Origin of the sequence: Pseudomonas migulae NBRC 103157, assembly GCF_002091715.1 — a bacterium.
In the GTDB taxonomy this organism is placed as follows: domain Bacteria; phylum Pseudomonadota; class Gammaproteobacteria; order Pseudomonadales; family Pseudomonadaceae; genus Aquipseudomonas; species Aquipseudomonas migulae_A.
In genome coordinates, this window is sequence record NZ_BDAG01000008.1 from 54,398 (window position 1) to 73,849 (window position 19,452).

Annotated in this window: 17 protein-coding genes; 12 read left to right on the plus strand and 5 right to left on the minus strand. The window is 60.0% G+C overall.

What is annotated here, in order from left to right; genetic code table 11:
* Positions 1 to 75: 75 nt before the first annotated feature.
* The 11 genes from aroQ to tspR all read left to right on the plus strand — a co-directional run bounded on the left by aroQ (position 76) and on the right by tspR (position 13,072).
* Positions 76 to 528 carry a type II 3-dehydroquinate dehydratase gene (aroQ, locus tag PMI01S_RS08410; protein ID WP_033059577.1) on the plus strand — a complete coding sequence of 151 codons (453 nt, stop codon included), beginning with the start codon at positions 76 to 78 and terminating at the stop codon, positions 526 to 528.
* A gap of 46 nt (positions 529 to 574) precedes the next feature.
* Positions 575 to 1,039: an acetyl-CoA carboxylase biotin carboxyl carrier protein gene (accB, locus tag PMI01S_RS08415; RefSeq protein WP_084319197.1), complete on the plus strand. Its 465-nt coding sequence runs from the start codon at positions 575 to 577 to the stop codon at positions 1,037 to 1,039.
* Between the two features lie 17 nt (positions 1,040 to 1,056).
* Positions 1,057 to 2,415 (plus strand): acetyl-CoA carboxylase biotin carboxylase subunit, encoded by a 1,359-nt coding sequence (accC, locus tag PMI01S_RS08420; RefSeq protein ID WP_084319199.1) that lies wholly within the window; start codon positions 1,057 to 1,059, stop codon positions 2,413 to 2,415.
* 323 nt (positions 2,416 to 2,738) lie between these two features.
* Entirely contained in the window at positions 2,739 to 3,617 is an 879-nt protein-coding gene (gene prmA / locus PMI01S_RS08425) for a 50S ribosomal protein L11 methyltransferase (RefSeq protein WP_084319200.1), read from the plus strand.
* A gap of 30 nt (positions 3,618 to 3,647) precedes the next feature.
* Positions 3,648 to 4,880 (plus strand): DUF3426 domain-containing protein, encoded by a 1,233-nt coding sequence (locus PMI01S_RS08430; RefSeq protein WP_084319202.1) that lies wholly within the window; start codon positions 3,648 to 3,650, stop codon positions 4,878 to 4,880.
* 185 nt (positions 4,881 to 5,065) lie between these two features.
* Entirely contained in the window at positions 5,066 to 6,076 is a 1,011-nt protein-coding gene (gene dusB / locus PMI01S_RS08435) for a tRNA dihydrouridine synthase DusB (protein ID WP_017336338.1), read from the plus strand.
* Complete coding sequence (gene fis / locus PMI01S_RS08440) at positions 6,073 to 6,393, plus strand: DNA-binding transcriptional regulator Fis (protein ID WP_007907419.1); 321 nt, start codon at positions 6,073 to 6,075, stop codon at positions 6,391 to 6,393. The genes dusB and fis overlap by 4 nt, the downstream gene beginning before the upstream one ends.
* An 81-nt stretch (positions 6,394 to 6,474) precedes the next feature.
* Positions 6,475 to 8,082: a bifunctional phosphoribosylaminoimidazolecarboxamide formyltransferase/IMP cyclohydrolase gene (purH, locus tag PMI01S_RS08445; protein ID WP_084319204.1), complete on the plus strand. Its 1,608-nt coding sequence runs from the start codon at positions 6,475 to 6,477 to the stop codon at positions 8,080 to 8,082.
* A 156-nt stretch (positions 8,083 to 8,238) separates the two neighbouring features.
* On the plus strand, positions 8,239 to 9,534 hold the full coding sequence (purD, locus tag PMI01S_RS08450; RefSeq protein ID WP_084319205.1) for a phosphoribosylamine--glycine ligase: 1,296 nt from the start codon (positions 8,239 to 8,241) through the stop codon (positions 9,532 to 9,534).
* A gap of 99 nt (positions 9,535 to 9,633) precedes the next feature.
* Positions 9,634 to 12,411, plus strand: coding sequence for a hybrid sensor histidine kinase/response regulator (locus PMI01S_RS08455; protein ID WP_084319206.1), 2,778 nt, complete (start codon positions 9,634 to 9,636; stop codon positions 12,409 to 12,411).
* Between the two features lie 64 nt (positions 12,412 to 12,475).
* The gene (gene tspR, locus PMI01S_RS08460) at positions 12,476 to 13,072 is read left to right on the plus strand and encodes a type III secretion system genes modulator TspR (protein ID WP_007937197.1); all 597 of its coding nucleotides are present in this window, start codon (positions 12,476 to 12,478) and stop codon (positions 13,070 to 13,072) included.
* 66 nt (positions 13,073 to 13,138) lie between these two features.
* On the opposite strand, the gene PMI01S_RS08465 is transcribed toward tspR, so the two are convergent.
* The 5 genes from PMI01S_RS08465 to cobG form a co-directional block, all read right to left on the minus strand.
* Positions 13,139 to 13,948 carry a hypothetical protein gene (locus PMI01S_RS08465; RefSeq protein ID WP_235864385.1) on the minus strand — a complete coding sequence of 270 codons (810 nt, stop codon included), beginning with the start codon at positions 13,946 to 13,948 and terminating at the stop codon, positions 13,139 to 13,141.
* A gap of 174 nt (positions 13,949 to 14,122) precedes the next feature.
* The gene (gene cobJ / locus PMI01S_RS08470; RefSeq protein WP_084319207.1) at positions 14,123 to 15,832 is read right to left on the minus strand and encodes a precorrin-3B C(17)-methyltransferase; all 1,710 of its coding nucleotides are present in this window, start codon (positions 15,830 to 15,832) and stop codon (positions 14,123 to 14,125) included.
* Positions 15,832 to 16,563 carry a precorrin-2 C(20)-methyltransferase gene (locus PMI01S_RS08475; protein WP_084319357.1) on the minus strand — a complete coding sequence of 244 codons (732 nt, stop codon included), beginning with the start codon at positions 16,561 to 16,563 and terminating at the stop codon, positions 15,832 to 15,834. The genes cobJ and PMI01S_RS08475 overlap by 1 nt, the downstream gene beginning before the upstream one ends.
* Positions 16,563 to 17,189 (minus strand): precorrin-8X methylmutase, encoded by a 627-nt coding sequence (locus PMI01S_RS08480; protein WP_084319208.1) that lies wholly within the window; start codon positions 17,187 to 17,189, stop codon positions 16,563 to 16,565. The genes PMI01S_RS08475 and PMI01S_RS08480 overlap by 1 nt, the downstream gene beginning before the upstream one ends.
* Entirely contained in the window at positions 17,182 to 18,510 is a 1,329-nt protein-coding gene (gene cobG, locus PMI01S_RS08485) for a precorrin-3B synthase (protein ID WP_084319210.1), read from the minus strand. The genes PMI01S_RS08480 and cobG overlap by 8 nt, the downstream gene beginning before the upstream one ends.
* Positions 18,511 to 18,795: 285 nt before the next feature.
* Here cobG and PMI01S_RS08490 point away from each other — a divergent pair, with 285 nt between their 5' ends.
* The gene (locus PMI01S_RS08490) at positions 18,796 to 19,446 is read left to right on the plus strand and encodes a hypothetical protein (protein ID WP_084319212.1); all 651 of its coding nucleotides are present in this window, start codon (positions 18,796 to 18,798) and stop codon (positions 19,444 to 19,446) included.
* Positions 19,447 to 19,452: the final 6 nt, after the last annotated feature.

The window sequence follows — 19,452 nt, forward strand, 5'->3', positions numbered from 1 at the left end:
ACTGGACAGTCACAAAGGCTTTGCGGCATAGTCGCCGGGTTCTGACAAATGCACACGGATAACAAGGAACAGCAGATGGCGACCCTATTGGTTCTGCACGGCCCCAACCTGAACATGCTCGGCACCCGTGAACCGGGCACCTATGGCGCTACGACACTGGCGCAGATCAACCAGGACCTGGAACGCCGTGCTCGTGAAGCCGGCCATCATCTGCTGCACCTGCAAAGCAATGCCGAGTACGAATTGATCGACCGCATCCACGCTGCCCGCAGCGAAGGTGTGGACTTCATTCTGATCAACCCAGCAGCTTTTACGCACACAAGTGTCGCATTACGTGACGCGCTGCTGGCGGTGAGCATCCCATTCATCGAAGTGCATTTGTCTAACGTGCACAAACGCGAACCTTTCCGCCATCACTCTTACTTCTCCGACGTTGCGGTGGGAGTGATCTGCGGCCTTGGCGCCAGCGGTTATCGACTGGCCCTGGAGGCCGCCCTAGAGCAGCTTGAAAGACCGGCAACAGCTTGAACAACAAGCGTTACGCCCCTGACCGACCCTTGGGAGTTGATGATTCATGGATATCCGTAAAGTTAAGAAACTGATCGAATTGCTGGAAGAGTCCGGCATCGACGAGCTCGAGATCAAGGAAGGCGAAGAGTCCGTACGCATCAGCCGCCACAGCAAGACCCCGGCTCAGCAGTACTACGCTCCGGCGCCAATGCACGCTCCGGCTCCGGCACCTGTCGCTGCCGCTCCGGTTGCCGCCGCTGCCGCGCCTGCTGCTCCGTCCGCCCCTGCCCTGAACGGCAACGTTGCCCGTTCGCCGATGGTCGGCACCTTCTATCGCAAATCTTCGCCAAGCTCGCCGTCCTTCGTTGAAGTCGGCCAGACCGTGAAGAAAGGCGACACCCTGTGCATCGTCGAAGCCATGAAGATGATGAACCACATCGAAGCTGAAACCAGCGGTGTGATCGAATCCATCCTCGTCGAAGACGGCCAGCCGGTTGAGTACGACCAACCGCTGTTCACCATCGTTTGAACCGCGGAGAAACTTTGATGACTGCGAAGTTGGAAAAAGTTCTGATCGCCAACCGCGGTGAGATCGCACTGCGGATTCTGCGTGCCTGCAAAGAGATGGGCATCAAGACCGTCGCCGTTTACTCCAAGGCTGACAAAGAGCTGATGCACCTGGGTCTGGCAGACGAATCCGTCTGCATCGGTCCGGCCTCGGCCGCCCACTCTTACCTGCACATCCCGGCAATCATCGCCGCGGCTGAAGTGACCGGCGCTACCGCCATTCACCCAGGCTACGGTTTCCTTGCGGAAAACGCTGATTTCGCTGAGCAGGTCGAGAACTCCGGCTTCGCCTTCATTGGTCCGAAAGCCGACACCATTCGTCTGATGGGCGACAAGGTTTCGGCCAAGCACGCCATGATCGCTGCCGGCGTTCCAACCGTTCCGGGTTCCGACGGCCCACTGCCGGAAGACGAAGAAACCGCACTGCGCATCGGTCGCGAAGTCGGTTACCCGGTGATCATCAAAGCCGCTGGCGGCGGTGGTGGTCGCGGCATGCGCGTCGTGCATAAAGAAGAAGACCTGATCTCCTCGGCAAAACTGACCCGCTCCGAAGCCGGCGCGGCGTTCGGCAACCCGATGGTCTACCTGGAAAAATTCCTGACCAACCCACGTCACGTGGAAGTCCAGGTACTTTCCGACGGCCAGGGCCACGCCATCCATCTGGGCGACCGCGATTGCTCGCTGCAACGTCGTCACCAGAAGGTTCTCGAAGAAGCACCGGCACCGGGCATCGACGAGAAAGCACGGGCTGAAGTCCTCGCACGCTGCGTCAAAGCCTGCATCGACATCAACTACCGTGGCGCGGGCACTTTCGAGTTCCTGTACGAGAACGGCGCGTTCTATTTCATCGAAATGAACACCCGCGTTCAGGTTGAGCACCCGGTTTCGGAAATGGTCACCGGCATCGACATCGTCAAGGAGATGCTCAGCATCGCCGCCGGCAACAAGCTGTCGTACACCCAGGATGACGTCGTCATCCGCGGTCACGCGCTAGAATGCCGGATCAACGCCGAAGACCCGAAAACCTTCATGCCAAGCCCAGGCACGGTCAAGCACTTCCACGCTCCAGGCGGTAACGGCGTTCGCGTCGATTCGCACCTGTACAGCGGTTATGCGGTTCCGCCGAACTACGATTCGTTGATCGGCAAGCTGATCACCTACGGCGCAACCCGTGACGAAGCGCTGGCGCGCATGCGCAATGCGCTGGACGAAATCGTTGTCGACGGGATCAAGACCAATATCCCGCTGCACCGCGACCTGGTCCGCGATGAAGGCTTCTGTAAAGGTGGGATCAACATCCACTACCTGGAACACAAGCTGGCTGGCGACAAGCACTAAGCTTTAGCCTGATCAACAAAGCCGCCTTCGGGCGGCTTTGTTGTTTCTGGAGATTGCCACACACAATCCCTGTGGCGAGGGGCTTGCCCCCGTTCGGCTGCGTAGCAGACGCAAAACCATTCAACAGAGCCGCATCAGGAAAATCCGGAACGACTGTTTTGGGACCGCTTAGCAGTCCAACGGGGGCAAGCCCCCTCGCTACAGGTAATTTGTTCACCCCGGATCCCTGCCTACCCGGTCGTCTTCTGCGTCGCGCTCGCGTAAACTTGCGCGCTTCTCGCAGCCCGCTAGGCTGCAATCAATATTTTTCAAAGGTGCCCGCCATGCCTTGGCTGCAAGTCCGTCTCGCCATCAGCCCAGAACAAGCCGAAACCTACGAAGACGCTTTCCTTGAAGTGGGCGCCGTGTCGGTGACCTTCATGGACGCCGAAGATCAACCGATCTTCGAACCGGAACTCAACACCACGCCGCTGTGGTCGCACACCCATCTGCTGGCCCTGTTCGAAGGTGGCACCGAAGCGGCCAGCGTACTGGCGCACCTGGAGCTGTTGACCGGCAGCCCGCTGCCCGAGCATCACAGCGAAGTCATCGAAGACCAGGACTGGGAACGCACCTGGATGGACGATTTCCAGCCAATGCGCTTCGGTCAACGCCTGTGGATCGTTCCAAGCTGGCACGCCGCCCCTGAACCCGACGCCGTGAACATTCTGCTGGACCCGGGCCTCGCATTCGGCACCGGCACGCACCCGACCACCGCGCTGTGCCTGGAATGGCTCGACGGTCAGGACCTGAAAGACTGCAACGTGCTGGACTTCGGTTGCGGCTCGGGGATCCTGGCGATTGCCGCCCTGTTGCTGGGTGCCAAACAAGCCGTCGGCACCGACATCGACGTACAAGCGCTGGAAGCCTCTCGCGACAACGCCGGTCGCAACAACATCGCCGAAGAACTGTTCCCGCTGTATCTGCCCGAGGACCTGCCGCAGGTTCAGGCCGACGTGCTGGTGGCCAACATTCTCGCCGGGCCGCTGGTGTCCCTGGCACCGCAACTGTCCAGCCTGGTCAAGCCGGGTGGCCGTCTGGCGCTGTCGGGCATTCTTGCCGAACAAGGCGAAGAGGTTGCCAGCGCCTACGCCCAGGACTTCGATCTGGACCCGATCGCCAATCGCGATGGCTGGGTGCGCATCACTGGCCGTCGGCGCTAGAATGAGCGCCTGCATAATCCGGATCGCCGCATGACCGACAGCTTCGTCACTCAGTGCCCGCATTGCCAAACCAGCTTCCGCGTCAGCCATGCTCAATTGAGCGTGGCCCGTGGGGTGGTTCGTTGCGGCTCGTGCCTGCAGGTGTTCAACGCCGCCAAGCAGCTGCTCGAGCAGGCAGGAAAGGACGTGATCCCCCCGGCGGCTCCCGCCGTCGTCGAGACAGCTGAGCCGCAACAGCGGGCCATCAGTCAGAAGCAGTGGTCTGCCGCTGAACTCGACCTGGACAGCCTGGACCTGGACGAAGAACTTGCCCGGCTCGAACAGCGGGAAATCCAGCCGACCACCGAGTTCGGTCGCCACCGCGAAGACAGCCTGAGCGCCCGTCGGGATACCACCGAACCCGACGAAGAGCCTTGGTCCGACAGCCTGTTCAGCGAATCGGCTGCCGATCGCGCCGAAGCGGCCGAAGCCACGACCACGCCAGAACCGACCGTCGAGCCGAACACCCCCTCGCGCACCGAACCCTCGCTGTCCCTGGAACCGTTGGAACTGGACGACGAGACGCTGCCGCCGCAACTGCGCCTGAACGACCCACTCGACGCCCCGCTTCATCACGAACGCCTGTCAGCGGCCGACACCGTCGACGAGTTCGACGATGACCTGCCCTCGATCGAACCCTTGCGCAAGCGTCGCGAACGCAGCGAGCCGGCGATGCGTGCCGAGGTTCTGCAAGACCTGACCGACGACCCGCTGCAACTCGATTGGCAGAAACGCCGATCCCCCTGGGGTCGACGCTTTCTCTGGTTGCTGCTGATTCTGCTCGGTGCCGGCGCGCTCGTCGGCCAGTACATCGCCTACCACTTCGACGAACTGGCGCGCCAGGATCAGTACCGTCCGTGGTTCCAGCAGGTGTGCCCACAAATCGGCTGTACCGTGCCGTCCAAGGTCGACATCGCGAAAATCAAGAGCAGCAACCTGGTGGTGCGCAGCCACCCGGATTTCAATGGTGCGCTGGTGGTCGACGCGATCATCTACAACCGCGCGCCGTTCTCCCAGCCGTTCCCGCTGCTGGAGTTGCGCTTTGCCGACCTCAACGGCCACCTGATCGCCAGCCGTCGCTTCAAGCCCGGCGAGTACCTCAACGGCGATCTCGAAGGCATGGCGGAAATGCCCCCGCAAACGCCGATCCACATCGCCCTGGATATCCTCGACCCAGGCGCCAAAGCCGTGAACTACAGCCTGAGCTTTCATTCACCCGAGTGAAACGGTTCAGTGTTACGGGTTTGACGGCACATTTCTGGCAGCGACCGCTCAGACCAAACTGCTGGCGATAACAGAATAACTGTTCAGATTTTGTTCAATTCAGCCTTTATCCAGTCATCGAGAGCGGGTATCATGCCAACCCTTTTTCGAACTCTCATGATCCGGCCCCACAACTGGAAAGTCCTATGTCGGCGGTACGCATCGGTCCATACACATTGCACAACGGCTTGATTCTCGCCCCCATGGCGGGTGTCACCGACCAACCCTTTCGTCAGCTGTGCAAGCGACTGGGCGCAGGACTTGTAGTTTCGGAAATGGTCACCAGCGACATGAGTTTGTGGAACACCCGCAAATCGCGCATGCGCATGATCCACGAAGGCGATCCCGAGCCACGCTCGGTACAGATCGCCGGTGGAGATGCACAGATGCTGGCGGATGCGGCCCGGGCCAACGTCGAACTGGGCGCACAGATTATTGATATCAACATGGGTTGTCCGGCGAAGAAGGTCTGCAACAAGGCTGCCGGTTCTGCACTGTTGAAGGACGAAGCACTGGTGACCGAGATCCTGCAGGCCGTGGTGGCTGCGGTTGATGTGCCGGTGACCTTGAAGATCCGTACCGGCTGGGACCGGGACAACAAGAATGGCCTGACGGTGGCGAAGATCGCCGAGCAGGCAGGCATTACGGCGCTGGCGGTTCATGGCCGCACCCGTGCCGATCTGTACACCGGTGAAGCCGAGTACGACACCATTGCCGCGATCAAGCAGGCGGTGTCGATTCCGGTCTTCGCCAATGGTGACATCGATTCACCGGAGAAGGCCCGATACGTGCTCGACGCAACCGGGGCCGATGGATTGCTGGTTGGACGGGCTGCCCAGGGGCGGCCATGGATTTTTCGCGAGATCGACCACTTCCTGCGTACCGGCGAGAAACTCCCGGCGCTGGAACTGATCGAGGTGGAACGCATTCTGCTAGAGCATCTGGCTGCGCTGCACGTCTTCTATGGAGATGTCATGGGCGTACGCATTGCTCGAAAGCATGTGGGCTGGTATCTCGCAACCTTGCCGGGCGCCAGGGAGTTTCGCGCCCACTTCAATCGTTTGGAAGATACGGAAGCACAATGCGCCAACGTTCAGGGCTTCTTCGCCGAACGTTACAAGAGCCTGACAGGGGACGGAGAAGAGGTGGCCGCATGACGATGATGACCGAGACTTTAGTGAGTGGAACAACACCCGTGAGCGACAACGTGAATTTGAAACAGCACCTCAACACGCCGAGCGAAGAAGGTCAGACCCTTCGCGGGAGTGTCGAGAAGGCGCTGCACAATTATTTCGCCCACCTTGAGGGCGCTGCCGTCACGGATGTGTACAACCTGGTGCTCTCCGAAGTCGAGGCGCCCCTGCTCGAGTGCGTGATGAACTACGTCAAGGGCAACCAGACCAAGGCCAGCGAGCTGCTCGGACTGAACCGAGGCACCCTGCGCAAGAAACTCAAGCAGTACGATTTGCTGTAAGCATTCAATCAAACCAGAAAGGCGCCCGCGTAAAAACGGTCGCCTTTTTTGCTGACTCCTTTGCTTTTGATGGAAATTGAAATGACCGACCAGACTACCCGCCTGCCGATCCGCCGCGCCTTGATCAGCGTCTCCGACAAGACCGGGATCCTCGAATTCGCCAAAGAGCTTGAAGCCCTGGGCGTCGAGATCCTCTCCACCGGCGGAACGTTCAAGCTGCTGCGCGACAACGGTGTTGCCGCAGTGGAAGTCGCGGATTACACCGGTTTCGCAGAAATGATGGACGGTCGGGTGAAAACCCTGCACCCGAAAATCCACGGCGGGATCCTCGGTCGTCGCGGTATCGACGACGCCATCATGAACGAGCACGGCATCAAGCCGATCGATCTGGTTGCAGTCAACCTGTACCCGTTCGAAGCCACCATCAACAAGCCAGGCTGCGACCTGCCGACCGCGATCGAAAACATCGACATCGGCGGCCCGACCATGGTCCGTTCGGCAGCAAAAAATCATAAAGACGTGGCCATCGTGGTGAATGCCAGCGACTACGCCAGCGTCCTCGAAGGCCTCAAGGCCGGCGGCCTGACCTACGCACAGCGTTTCGACCTGATGCTCAAGGCGTTCGAACACACCGCCGCCTACGACGGCATGATCGCCAACTACATGGGCACCGTGAACCAGGCCGCTGACACCCTCAGCACTGAAGGTCGCAGCGAGTTCCCGCGCACCTTCAACAGCCAGTTCATCAAGGCTCAGGAAATGCGCTACGGCGAGAACCCGCACCAGAGCGCGGCGTTCTACGTTGAAGCCAAGCCTGCCGAAGTCGGCATCGCCACCGCGACCCAACTGCAAGGCAAAGAGCTGTCGTACAACAACGTGGCCGACACCGACGCCGCACTGGAATGCGTGAAGAGCTTCGTCAAGCCGGCCTGCGTGATCGTCAAGCACGCCAACCCGTGCGGCGTTGCCGTGAGCCCGGACGCCGAAGGCGGCATCCGTCAGGCCTACGAACTGGCCTACGCCACCGATACCGAATCCGCGTTCGGCGGCATCATCGCCTTCAACCGCGAGCTGGATGCCGAGACCGCCAAGGCCATCGTCGAGCGTCAGTTCGTCGAAGTGATCATCGCCCCAAGTGTCAGCGCAGAAGCCCGCGCGATCGTCGCGGCAAAAGCCAACGTACGCCTGCTGGCCTGCGGCGAGTGGTCGGCTGACCGCGCCGCTGCCTGGGACTACAAACGCGTCAACGGTGGCCTGCTGGTGCAGAGCCGCGACATCGGCATGATCAGCGCCGACGACCTGAAAGTCGTGACCAAGCGTGCACCGACCGAACAGGAAATCAACGACCTGATCTTCGCCTGGAAAGTCGCCAAGTACGTCAAGTCCAACGCCATCGTCTACGCCAAGAACCGTCAGACCATCGGTGTCGGCGCCGGTCAGATGAGCCGCGTGAACTCGGCGCGTATCGCCGCGATCAAGGCTGAGCATGCCGGTCTGCAAGTGGCTGGTTCGGTGATGGCGTCGGACGCGTTCTTCCCGTTCCGCGACGGTCTGGACAATGCGGCCAAGGTCGGTATTACGGCGGTGATCCAGCCAGGTGGCTCGATGCGTGATGCCGAGGTGATTGCTGCTGCCGACGAAGCCGGTATCGCTATGGTCTTTACAGGCATGCGTCATTTCCGTCACTGATAAACCGATTCAAATGTGGGAGCGGGCTTGCTCGCGAATGCAATCTGTCAGCGACATTTGTTTCGACTGACGCTCCGCTTTCGCGAGCAAGCCCGCTCCCACAGAAAAGCAGTCTTAGTGCTGCCTCCAGAATTAGCGTCATCCGAGGTTTTTGAAATGAATGTTTTGATCATTGGCAGCGGTGGCCGTGAACACGCCCTGGCCTGGAAAGTGGCTCAGGATCCGCGCGTGCAGAAAGTTTTCGTTGCCCCGGGCAACGCCGGCACCGCCATTGAAGCCAAGTGCGAGAACGTCGCCATCGACGTGCTGGCCCTTGAGCAACTGGCTGACTTCGCCGAGAAGAACGTTTCCCTGACCATCGTCGGCCCGGAAGTGCCACTGGTGGCTGGCGTCGTTGATCTGTTCCGCTCCCGCGGCCTGGATTGCTTCGGTCCGACCGCGGGCGCTGCCCAGCTGGAAGGCTCGAAAGCGTTCACCAAGGACTTCCTGGCACGCCACAAGATCCCGACCGCCGACTATCAGAACTTCACCGAGATCGAGCCAGCCCTGGCTTATCTGCGTGAGAAAGGCGCACCGATCGTGATCAAGGCCGACGGCCTGGCCGCCGGTAAAGGCGTGATCGTTGCCATGACCCTGGCCGAAGCGGAAGATGCCGTACGCGACATGCTCGCCGGCAATGCGTTCGGCGACGCCGGTTCGCGCGTGGTCATCGAAGAGTTCCTGGACGGCGAAGAAGCCAGCTTCATCGTCATGGTCGACGGCAAGAACGTATTGCCAATGGCCACCAGCCAGGACCACAAACGCGTCGGCGACGGCGACACCGGTCCGAACACCGGCGGCATGGGTGCTTACTCCCCGGCACCGGTTGTGACCAGCGAAGTTCACAAGCGCGTCATGGACCTGGTGATCTGGCCAACCGTGCGCGGCATGGCCGAAGAAGGCAACGTTTACACCGGCTTCCTCTATGCTGGCTTGATGATCGACAAGGCTGGTAACCCAAAAGTCATCGAATTCAACTGCCGTTTCGGCGACCCTGAGACCCAACCGGTTATGCTGCGTTTGCAGTCGAGCCTGGTGTTGCTGGTCGAGGCCGCCCTGGCGCAAGCTCTGGACAAGGTCGAAGCCCAGTGGGATCCGCGTCCGAGCGTCGGCATCGTGCTGGCGGCAGGCGGCTATCCTGGCGACTACGCTAAAGGCGTGGCCATCAACGGTCTGGATGCAGCCGCCGCGCTGGAAGGCAAAGTCTTCCACGCCGGTACGGCACTGAAAGACGGTCAAGTGGTGACGGCCGGTGGTCGTGTGCTTTGCGCTACCGCCATGGGCGCCAGCGTTGATGCTGCTCAGCAGCAGGCTTACAAGCTGGCGGCGAAGATTGACTGGGAAGGCTGTTTCTATCGCAAGGACATTGGCTACCGCGCCATTGCCCGCGAGCGTGGCGAAAATCAGGAATAATCGATCCATTCGGTCGGGCAAGGGTTTCAGCCCCTTGCCGGACTATTCCGGCGCCGCGCATAGTTATATTCTGGCATCAACCTACGAAGGGATTTCGCCGTGCGCTGGCTCAGGATTGCCATAGGTTTCACTGTCACGTTGCTGACTTTGCTCTGCATGCTCCCGGCCCAGGCCGCGCAAGGCAGTGGTTGGGCGGTATTGCTCGACGAACAGGGCGACCTGCAACTGAGCGACATCCGCTCCGCGCGCTACACCAACCAATTCAGCCCCACCGAACTCGAACGCCTCACCGCGGCCGAGCCCGGCGGTGCGCTCTGGCTGCGCTTCAGGCTTTCACCTGGCAAGCACGAGCAATTACTTCGGGTATTTGCACCCGACCTGTCGCACCTCAATCTGTATGTGCTCGACGGCGACAAGCTGATTGATCAGTTGAACACCGGCACCGAACAGCCTCAGGGTGAACGGCCATTACCCAACAGCGACTTCATGTTTCCGTTGCCGCAAAGCGACAAACCCCTCGATGTTTACCTGCGCCTGGTTTCCGAACACCAGATGCGCCCCTACATCACCCTGCAATCAGCAATCATGACCGCCGCCAATCAGAGTCAGACGTTGATTTATGGCCTGCTGTTCGGCTGCATCGGCATGCTGGTCCTGCACAACCTGATTCGGTACGCCTACACCCGGTCGCGCAGCAGCCTGTGGCTGGCAGGTTGTGAAGCATTGTTGATGCTCAGCCTCGCGCTGCTGCTGAACCTCGCGGGGCCATGGTTACCGGACTGGCATTCAGTGCAGACACCCGGCGCCTACCTCGCCTTGCTGCTCACCGCACCGTGCGGGCTGATGCTTGCCTACCGCTTCTTCGCCCCGCTCGGCCCGCATCCGTTGAACAAACTGCTGCTCGGCGAAATCCTGCTCATCACCGTCTGCGGCCTGCTGTTGCTGTTCGTCAATACGCTGCCGCTGAACATCATCACCTATACGCTGGTCGCCCTGGCGGGCCTGACGATGTTGTTCGTCAGCGCCTGGCACTGGCAAAAAGGCTATCGCCCGGCGCGGCTGTTCGTGGCAGCCATGGTGGTGTTCAACGCCGGCACGCTGATTATCCTGCCGGCCCTGCTGGGGCTGACGCTGATTGAACCGCAAGGCTTGATCATCGCCCTCCTGGTTTTCATCTGCATCAGCGGCCTGTTGATGAGTATTGCCCTGAGTGAACGCCAGCGCAGCATCACCGAAGACCGTTTCAGCATCAGCCGCGATCTCGCCGCCAGCAACGCAGAGATCAACGCCAAGGCCGAATTCCTGGCGAAGATCAGCCACGAAATCCGCACCCCGATGAATGGCGTGCTGGGCATGACCGAACTGTTGCTGGGTACACCACTGTCGGTCAAGCAGCGCGACTACGTGCAAACCATCCACAGTGCCGGCAACGAACTGCTGACCCTGATCAACGAGATTCTCGACATATCCAAACTCGAATCCGGGCAGATCGAGCTGGACGATGTGCAGTTCGATCTCAATGCGCTGATCGAAGATTGCCTGAGCATCTTCCGCGCCAAGGCCGAACAGCAGAACGTCGAACTGATCAGCTTTATCCAGCCGCAAGTACCGCGGGTCATCAGCGGTGACCCTACGCGCCTGCGCCAGACCTTGCTGAGCCTGCTGGAAAATGCCCTGAAGAAAACCGACGAAGGCGAGATCCTGATCGTTGTCGCCCTCGACGAGCGCAGCGCCAAACCACGCCTGCGCATTGCCGTGCAGGACAGCGGCGAGCCGATGGACGCCGAAGAGCGCGACGCGCTGATGCACGCCGAACTGCACAGCAAGAACTTCCTCTCGACCACCCGACTGGGCGGCAACCTCGGACTGGTGATTGCCCGCCAGTTGATTCGTTTGATGCAAGGCGAATTCGGCGTCAAGAGCGGCGCCAGCCAGGGCAGCACCTTGTGGCTGACCCTGCCCCTGGACCCTGACCGCCTCGAACACCCGACCAACGACCTCGACGGCCCGCTGCAGGGCGCTCGGGTACTGGTGGTGGACGACAACGACACCTGTCGCAAAGTGCTGGTACAACAATGCAGCGCCTGGGGGCTGAATGTCAGTGCAGTCCCGTCCGGCAAGGAAGCGTTGGCACTGCTGCGTACCAAGGCGCACCTGCGCGATTATTTCGACGTGGTCCTGCTCGACCAGAACATGCCCGGCATGACCGGCATGCAGCTGGCGGCCAAGATCAAGGAAGACCCGAGCCTCAACCACGACATCCTGCTGATCATGCTCACCGGCATCAGCAATGCGCCGAGCAAGATCATCGCGCGCAACTCCGGGATCAAGCGCATCCTCGCCAAACCAGTGGCCGGCTATACCCTCAAGACCACGCTGGCGGATGAACTGAACCAGCGCAACAAGGGCCTCGCCGTTTCGCCGCACCTGCCCGCGGGCCCGACCCTGCCGGTCAAAGTGCCCAGCGACTTCCGCATTCTGGTTGCTGAAGACAACAGCATTTCGACCAAGGTCATTCGCGGCATGCTGGGCAAACTCAACCTGCAACCGGACACCGCCAGCAATGGCGAAGAAGCCTTGCAGGCAATGAAGGCCCAGCGTTACGACCTGGTACTGATGGATTGCGAAATGCCGATTCTCGACGGTTTCTCGGCCACCCAGCAATTGCGTGCCTGGGAAGTCGGCAACCAGCGGATTCGCACCCCTGTCGTGGCGTTGACCGCGCACATCCTTGCCGAACATAAAGAGCGTGCGCGCCAGGCTGGCATGGACGGGCACATGGCAAAGCCGGTCGAACTGTCGCAGTTGCGCGAACTGATCGAGCATTGGGTAGCCCAGCGCGATCAGCAGAACCGGGCAACGGCTCAAACGTCCTGAGCCGACAGACCCGACCACGCCTGATAGACTCCCCCACGACTTCCCTCGCCAGTGAGCTTGCCCCATGCTCCATGTGTTGTTCAGCGTTTACCTGAAGATGCTGGTGCTCTATAGCCCGTTCTTCGTGTTGTCCTGCTTCATCAGCCTGACCCGCGGTTATTCACGCAAGGAACAACGTCGGCTGGCGTGGAAAGTGGCGACGGCCACGCTGGTGTCCAGCGTCTTGCTGTACCTGTTCGGGCGAGTGATTTTCAGTGTCTTCGGCATCACCGTGGACGCGTTCCGCATCGGTGCCGGCAGCGTGCTGTTCATCTCGGCGCTGGGCATGGCCCAGGGCAAGTCGGCAGTGCAGACCGACAACGTGCAGCAGGACGTCACCATCGTACCGCTGACCATCCCTCTGACCGTCGGCCCCGGCACCATCGGCGCATTGCTGGTCATGGGTGTGAGCCAGCCGCACTGGGACGACAAACTCACCGCCATCCTCAGCATCGCCCTGGCCAGTTTCACCGTCGGCGTGGTGCTCTATCTGTCGAACCGTATCGAGCGGATTCTTGGTGACCAGGGTTTGCAGATTGTCAGCCGGTTGATGGGCCTGTTCGTGTGTGCGTTGGCGGCGCAGATTATTTTTACCGGCGTGAAGGGTTATCTGGTGCCTTAGGGAATTGGCCTGCGCAAGGTGCATTCAAGAACGCCAGAGACATTGCGCCTCTGGCGATAGCCAACCTTATGGACGTCTGCTGAACCGCTTGGACAGCAGCGTTTTTCGATGGCCGGCAAGATACTCTTCAACCAGGTCCTTCACTTCCGCATAGCGAGCAGGATTGAAGGTCAAACACGCTTTGCCCTGGAATACATCGAGCGCCGAGGTCTTCCAGTCAACAAAAAGAACACCGCCATTGTCACTGCCGCCCCGATGATCCACCGCCGCCAATGCAACGACAATCAGGCCGTTAGGCAGCTGCTCACAGGGGATTGTGGATAAACGTACGCCCTCGGCATCTTTCGATTCGAGGTTCAACAGATTGATCGCTTCAGGGTCTTTTTTCAGCGCAGTCAGCGTGGAGTTCGTGACAGCGCTAAGCACCGTAGCGCCTGGAATTGCAGCTTTTGCTGCTTCCACTGCCGCCTGGATAATATCAACCATCACATTATCCATAGTGACGCTTAGCGAACTTGAGCGGTATTTGGAATAACCCGAATCCGGCACAAAGCAACCCAAGGCCTCCATGCAATTAATAAACTCGATATAACGACCCTTCGCATCCTTATGATCAGGAACCTGATACTTGGCCTCAATTTTCGACATAGTAATAATGTCTTCGATAACCCTCATATTACCCAGACTGATATTGCCGCCATAGCCGATAAGGCTATCCCCCAACACCAACGCATCCAGTTCCTTTGTCGGGCTCGAAGTAATCGTGGGGGCACTCGAGCGTGCGCGAATCATGCCAGCCAGTTGGCGCTTCTTAATACACGCGCGTACAAAATCAACACTTTCAGCGACGGTAACGCGGCTTTTTTCAATACTCATATGTACATTCCATTGTTAGTTATTACCCTCATGGGCGCCAACCAAACTAACCAAAGAACATCGACCCTACAAATTCAATTGGATACTACATATGTAAACAAGAAAATCACCTCGATCATCTTTAGCCTAAGGCGCGGATGATCGGGCAATTAAAAGAGGCGAAAAAGAAACCTGTTATTGAACAGGCACAAGCTTATCGCCGTAACTACGCGGCGTGTACACCCAGACCCGACCGTCCGGACGCGGAATAACGCGCGTCGTGGAAGAGCCGACAAGTACCATCGTGCGCATATCCACCTGATCAGGCGTCAGCAGACCGAGTGTTGTCACTCGCAAGGTCTGGCCCGGACGGCCGATATCGCGCCCCAGCACCACAGGCGTGTCGGGCGTACGATGCCGAGCGACGATCTCCAGCGCCTGGCCCAGTTGCCATGGACGCGAACGTGAAATCGGGTTGTAGAAAGCCAGTGCCAGATCGGCTTGAGCCGCCAGGTCCAGGCGCTTCTCGATAATGCCCCAAGGCTTGAGGTTATCCGACAGCGACAGCACGCAGAAGTCATGCCCCAGCGGCGCGCCCGCCTGAGCAGCCGTCGCCAGCGATGCAGAAACACCAGGCAGAATTTCCAGATCAACGTTGTGCCACGCAGCATCGGAGGACTCATGCAGCGCTTCCAGCACTGCCGCAGCCATGGCGAAAACACCCGGATCACCGGATGAAACCACCACCACCGAACGCCCCTGCGCCGCGAGCTCGAACGCGTGACGCGCGCGCTGCATCTCTTCGCGATTGTCGGTGCAATGCATCACCTGGTCGGCCCGGAATGGCCCGGCCATGCGCACATATGTTTCGTAACCGAGCACGTCATTGGCGCGCGCCAGCTCAGCCTTGACCGCCGGCACCATCAGTTCGGCAGCGCCAGGGCCGAGACCGATCACCGCCAGACGACCGCGAGAGCGGCCAATCGACATAGGGTCCAGAGGTTGCGCGGCAACCACGACGGCCACCTGCTCATCACCAAAATTCGAAACCGGCTGGTCGATGGCGGTGCGCGCCAGCTCACTGACTGAGCCGACGTCGTTGGCAAAACGTAGCGGCACACCCAGTTCAAGCGCCGCTTCACGCAGCGCCGCGCTCGCCATGTCGCCGTCGGCTGCCAGCAGACAAGCCACCGATTGCACGGCGATTTTTGCCTGATGCAGCACCTCACGAACGGCACTCGGCAAATTGCCCACGTCAGCACTGACCGCCACCAACACGTTGCGCGGATAGATCAACAGCTCATTGGCCGCGGGCGTTCGCTCGGCATGACCGACATGAACGGCCAGCCGCGCTTGCGGGTTCTCCGGCAGTTGAGCCTGCGCCAACCACGGCGCCGAGCCTTCGATACGCAGCGTTTCACCGGCAAGCAAATCGGAGACGAAACGCTTGCCCAGCTCCAGATCACCCAGGACATAACCGCTGGGTGGATTGAGCAGGCAGGTGCCAAAGCGCAGTTCACCGCTGGTGGTGATCGCCGGCGCCACATCCAGAGCAACGGCAATTTCCCGCGCCAGCACGTTCACCCCGCCCAACCCGCCCAGCAACGGAACCACCGCACTGCCGTCCTCGGCCACGGCCAGTACCGGCGGCTCGGCGCCTTTCTCCAGCAGCAACGGCGCCAGCGTGCGGATCACGATGCCGGCGGCGCACAGGGCAATGATCGGTGTGTCCTGCTGATAGAGTTCGCGCAGGGTAGCGCCGAATTCGTGATAGACGCGGTCCGCGCCATCGACCCGTTCGGCCAGGCCGTGGATCAGGGCGCCGGGGTATACCTGCTGAATCTTGCGCGCGGTCGCGAGGCTGCCATTGCCGAGAATGACAATCGCCGGAGCTGGACGAGTCATCAGCCTTGCCACCTTTCACCTGGAACGATGATCAACGAGAAGTACGGCGAGGACATCGGTTCGACCTGATCCAGCGGCACGATTTTCTGATTGGCCATGGTTGCGCGTTCGACGTACAGCGCACGTTCGGCGAGGCCGAGCTCTTCCAGTACCTGACGAACCTTCGGGAAGTTACGCCCCAGTTTCATGATCACCGCCGCATCGGCGTCGGCCAGGCGGCGCTTGAGATCATCGTGCGGCAGCACGCCGGACAGCACCGACAGGCTCTGATTGCGATACACCAGCGGCGCACCGAGCACCGAAGCACCGCCGAGCATCGAACAGACACCCGGCACGACTTCAGCCTCGTAACGCTCGGACAGACGATCGTGCAGGTACATGTAGGAACCGTAGAAGAACGGATCGCCCTCGCAGATCACCGCGACATCACGTCCGGCATCGAGATGAGCGGCAAGTTCTTCGCCGGCCGCATCGTAGAAATCGCTGATCACTTGCTCATAGGACAGCGGCGCCGGCAACGCTTCAGTCGTCACGGGATACACCAGCGGCAGCAAGGTTTGTGCGTCCTGCAAATGCGCTTCGATGATGCCGAACGCATTGCCCTTTTTCCCCTTGGCGACGAAGTACGCCACCACCGGTGATTCGCGCAGCAGGCGCAGGGCCTTGACGGTAATCAGTTCCGGATCACCGGGGCCGACGCCCAGGCCGATCAAGCGTCCAGGTTGCTGCATCATTCGATCTCCGTGGCGAGGGCATTGACGGCGGCGGCGGCCATGGCGCTACCGCCCAGCCGGCCTTGCATGATGACAAACGGCACGCCACGGCTGTCCGCCGCGAGCGCTGCCTTGGATTCGGCGGCGCCGACGAAACCCACCGGGAAGCCGAGGATCAGCGCCGGTTTCGGGGCGCCGGCGTCGAGCATTTCCAGTAGATAAAACAGTGCGGTCGGCGCGTTGCCGATCACCACCACGCTGCCTTCCAGGTGCGGGCGCCACAACTCGAGCGCGGCGGCGGAGCGGGTGTTGCCCAATTCGCGGGCCAGTTCAGGAACGCTATCATCGCGCAGGGTGCAAATGACCTCGTTGTTCGCCGGCAAACGCGTGCGGGTCACGCCCTCGGAGACCATCCGCGCATCACACAGAATCGGCGCACCGGCGGCCAGCGCATCGCGCCCGGCCTTGCCCGCGCCTTTGGAAAATTGCAGACCGTCAATCGCATCGACCATGCCGCAGGCGTGGATCACCCGCACCGCGAGTTTTTCCAGATCGGCCGGGATTCGTTCGAGGTTGGCCTCCGCGCGAATGATCGCGAAGGAGTTGCGATAGATCTCCTGACCGTCGCGGATGTAATCAAGCATCAAGGGGGCTCCGTGAGCGGGCGTCGAGCAAGGCTGCGACCGCTTCAATAGTAAGGTTGCGTGCGTGCAGGGCGCCGAAACCCGGCTGCCCCGCATCGCGAAAATAGAGGTCGTAGTGACCTGGGGAGATCGCCAGCAGCGTGACCGGCGCAACATGCGCAGCCGCACAGGAGCGCGAACAACCGCTCAGATGAACGCTCAAGCGCTGACCATGGTGTGGCAACAGCGCTGCCAGTTGCAGGGCATCGTCCTTGGTGTCGGCCAGGCCTTTGGCGCACCCCGTGGAACCGGTACAGGCAATTACGTGAGCCAGCGACTGATCGGCTGAGCATATAAAACCGAGCCGGTTCAATGCGTCAGTCACCGCCGGCGCATCCTTGAACTGAACGCCGGGAACAAGCAGGCTTTGCCACGGCGTGAAACGCAAGCTGCCATCACCGTAGGCACCGGCCAGTTGCGAAACGCCTCTGAGCATGGCCGAATCCAGTCGCCCCAATGGCACGCCCGCGCCAATGTAGACGAGCCCGTTTTGGCGTTGTGGATAAGTGCCAATGTGCAGCGCAATTGAAGATGCAGATCGGTCCCAACCTGTGACGTCGACCGGTGGCTGACTCAAGCGCTGGACCAATTGCGCCATGAAATCCGAGACCGGCAATTCGGCCAGCAAATGACGCATTCGAGTCTGCTCGGGACGAGCGAGATCCAGAAACAGCTCCAGCACCTTGATCACCAACTCGTGCCCCAATGCCTCTGGCACCGCGCCCAAAGGCTCATCGACCGGACATCCCGCCAGACCGAAAGCCAGTAACGATTCGCCGTTCTGTTCGACAGCCGATAACCACACATCGTGAGGATGCTCGAGCATCGCCAGTGCTTCGCCGCCATCCAGCTGCACGGCGAACTTGGCCGACAAGTCGTGGAAGCGCGCACGGGTTTGCAAGCTGTCGAGAATCTGCCCGGCCAAGGGCCGACTGTCGATCAGCATGTGTCGATCAATGCCGGCACTGGGGCTCAACATCAGATTGCGCACATCGTCGCCTGCGGCGGTGGTGGGTCCCAGGCCGGCGGCCAACAGACTCTCGATCAATGCTGCTGCCTGCTCACCAATACCGCGAATCTGCAGATTTGCCCGGTTGGTCGCCTCTATCACGCCACCGGCATATCGCGCTGCCGCATCAGCCACGGCGACGGCCTGATCCGCGCGGATAGAACCGCCGCCAAGCTTGATCCGGCAAATGCCGCCATCCAGCGCCTGGACGACACGTAACAATCCGGGACAAGCCGAAGGTCGCAGAGGACTGAATGTCTGACGTGGATTCACGGAATGGCCGGTTACAGGACGAAGGGCAGCATTATGCCTGCTTTGCCCGGCCGGATGAAAAAGCTCAAAGGGATTGACGACGAAACGTGCTCCACAGGGGGGGGCACCCGTTGTTTCGCATGAAGTCCAAAAGGTCGTTTTAAATTCAACTTTCAAACATGACTAAACAGTAAGAATCAATTCTGCATGCCATCGCTATTTTCAACTATGCACCCACCCTCGTACCTTGCATAAACAAACCATTAACCACGTTCATCAACGCCGCGCTTATATAAGGAGCCCCCCATGAACAATGAAAAGCCCTCCGGCATATTGACCGGACCAAACTTGCTCTCCTGTATTGACGAACTTTCATTGCAGGATCACGACGACTTGACTCACTGCACACAGATCGCCACACACTCCGCCAACATGGCCTGTAGCCGCTTTGTCGACTCCACAAAGTGGCTGGATGAGTATGTAACCACCCTGAATTTCTTAGGCTGGTCGGTGTTCCAGGACACCATTTTTACCCGCACCCGTCACGACGTCTCGAAAAGCGTCGCTGATTTCCTGATACAGCGTGCCCAAGCCATGCCGGACCACAGGCAAGGGAACGCGATGATCGACACGCTCGACGCACTGAAACCCGACAAGCCGGCAGTCGTGTCTCTGGATGAAGAAAGCCGGCTGGGGAATCGCTTTCAGGTCATTCCGGCACGGTACGACTCAAAGGGCGTTCTTCAGATCGCTGTCTTTAATCTTGAACTGGTGGCTGACACTAAGAGAAGTAACTTCCTGTTCTTGGGGCGGGAGGGCCACGCCGCCAAAATCATCCAGCAAGGTGCGTACCTCAAACTGGATAAAAACATACTCGAGACTAAAAGAGCGCTCATTGAGAAAAAGCGCAGCGAGATCAAAGCAAAGCGGTTCGACCTGTGGAAGAACAAACGATAGGTAAAC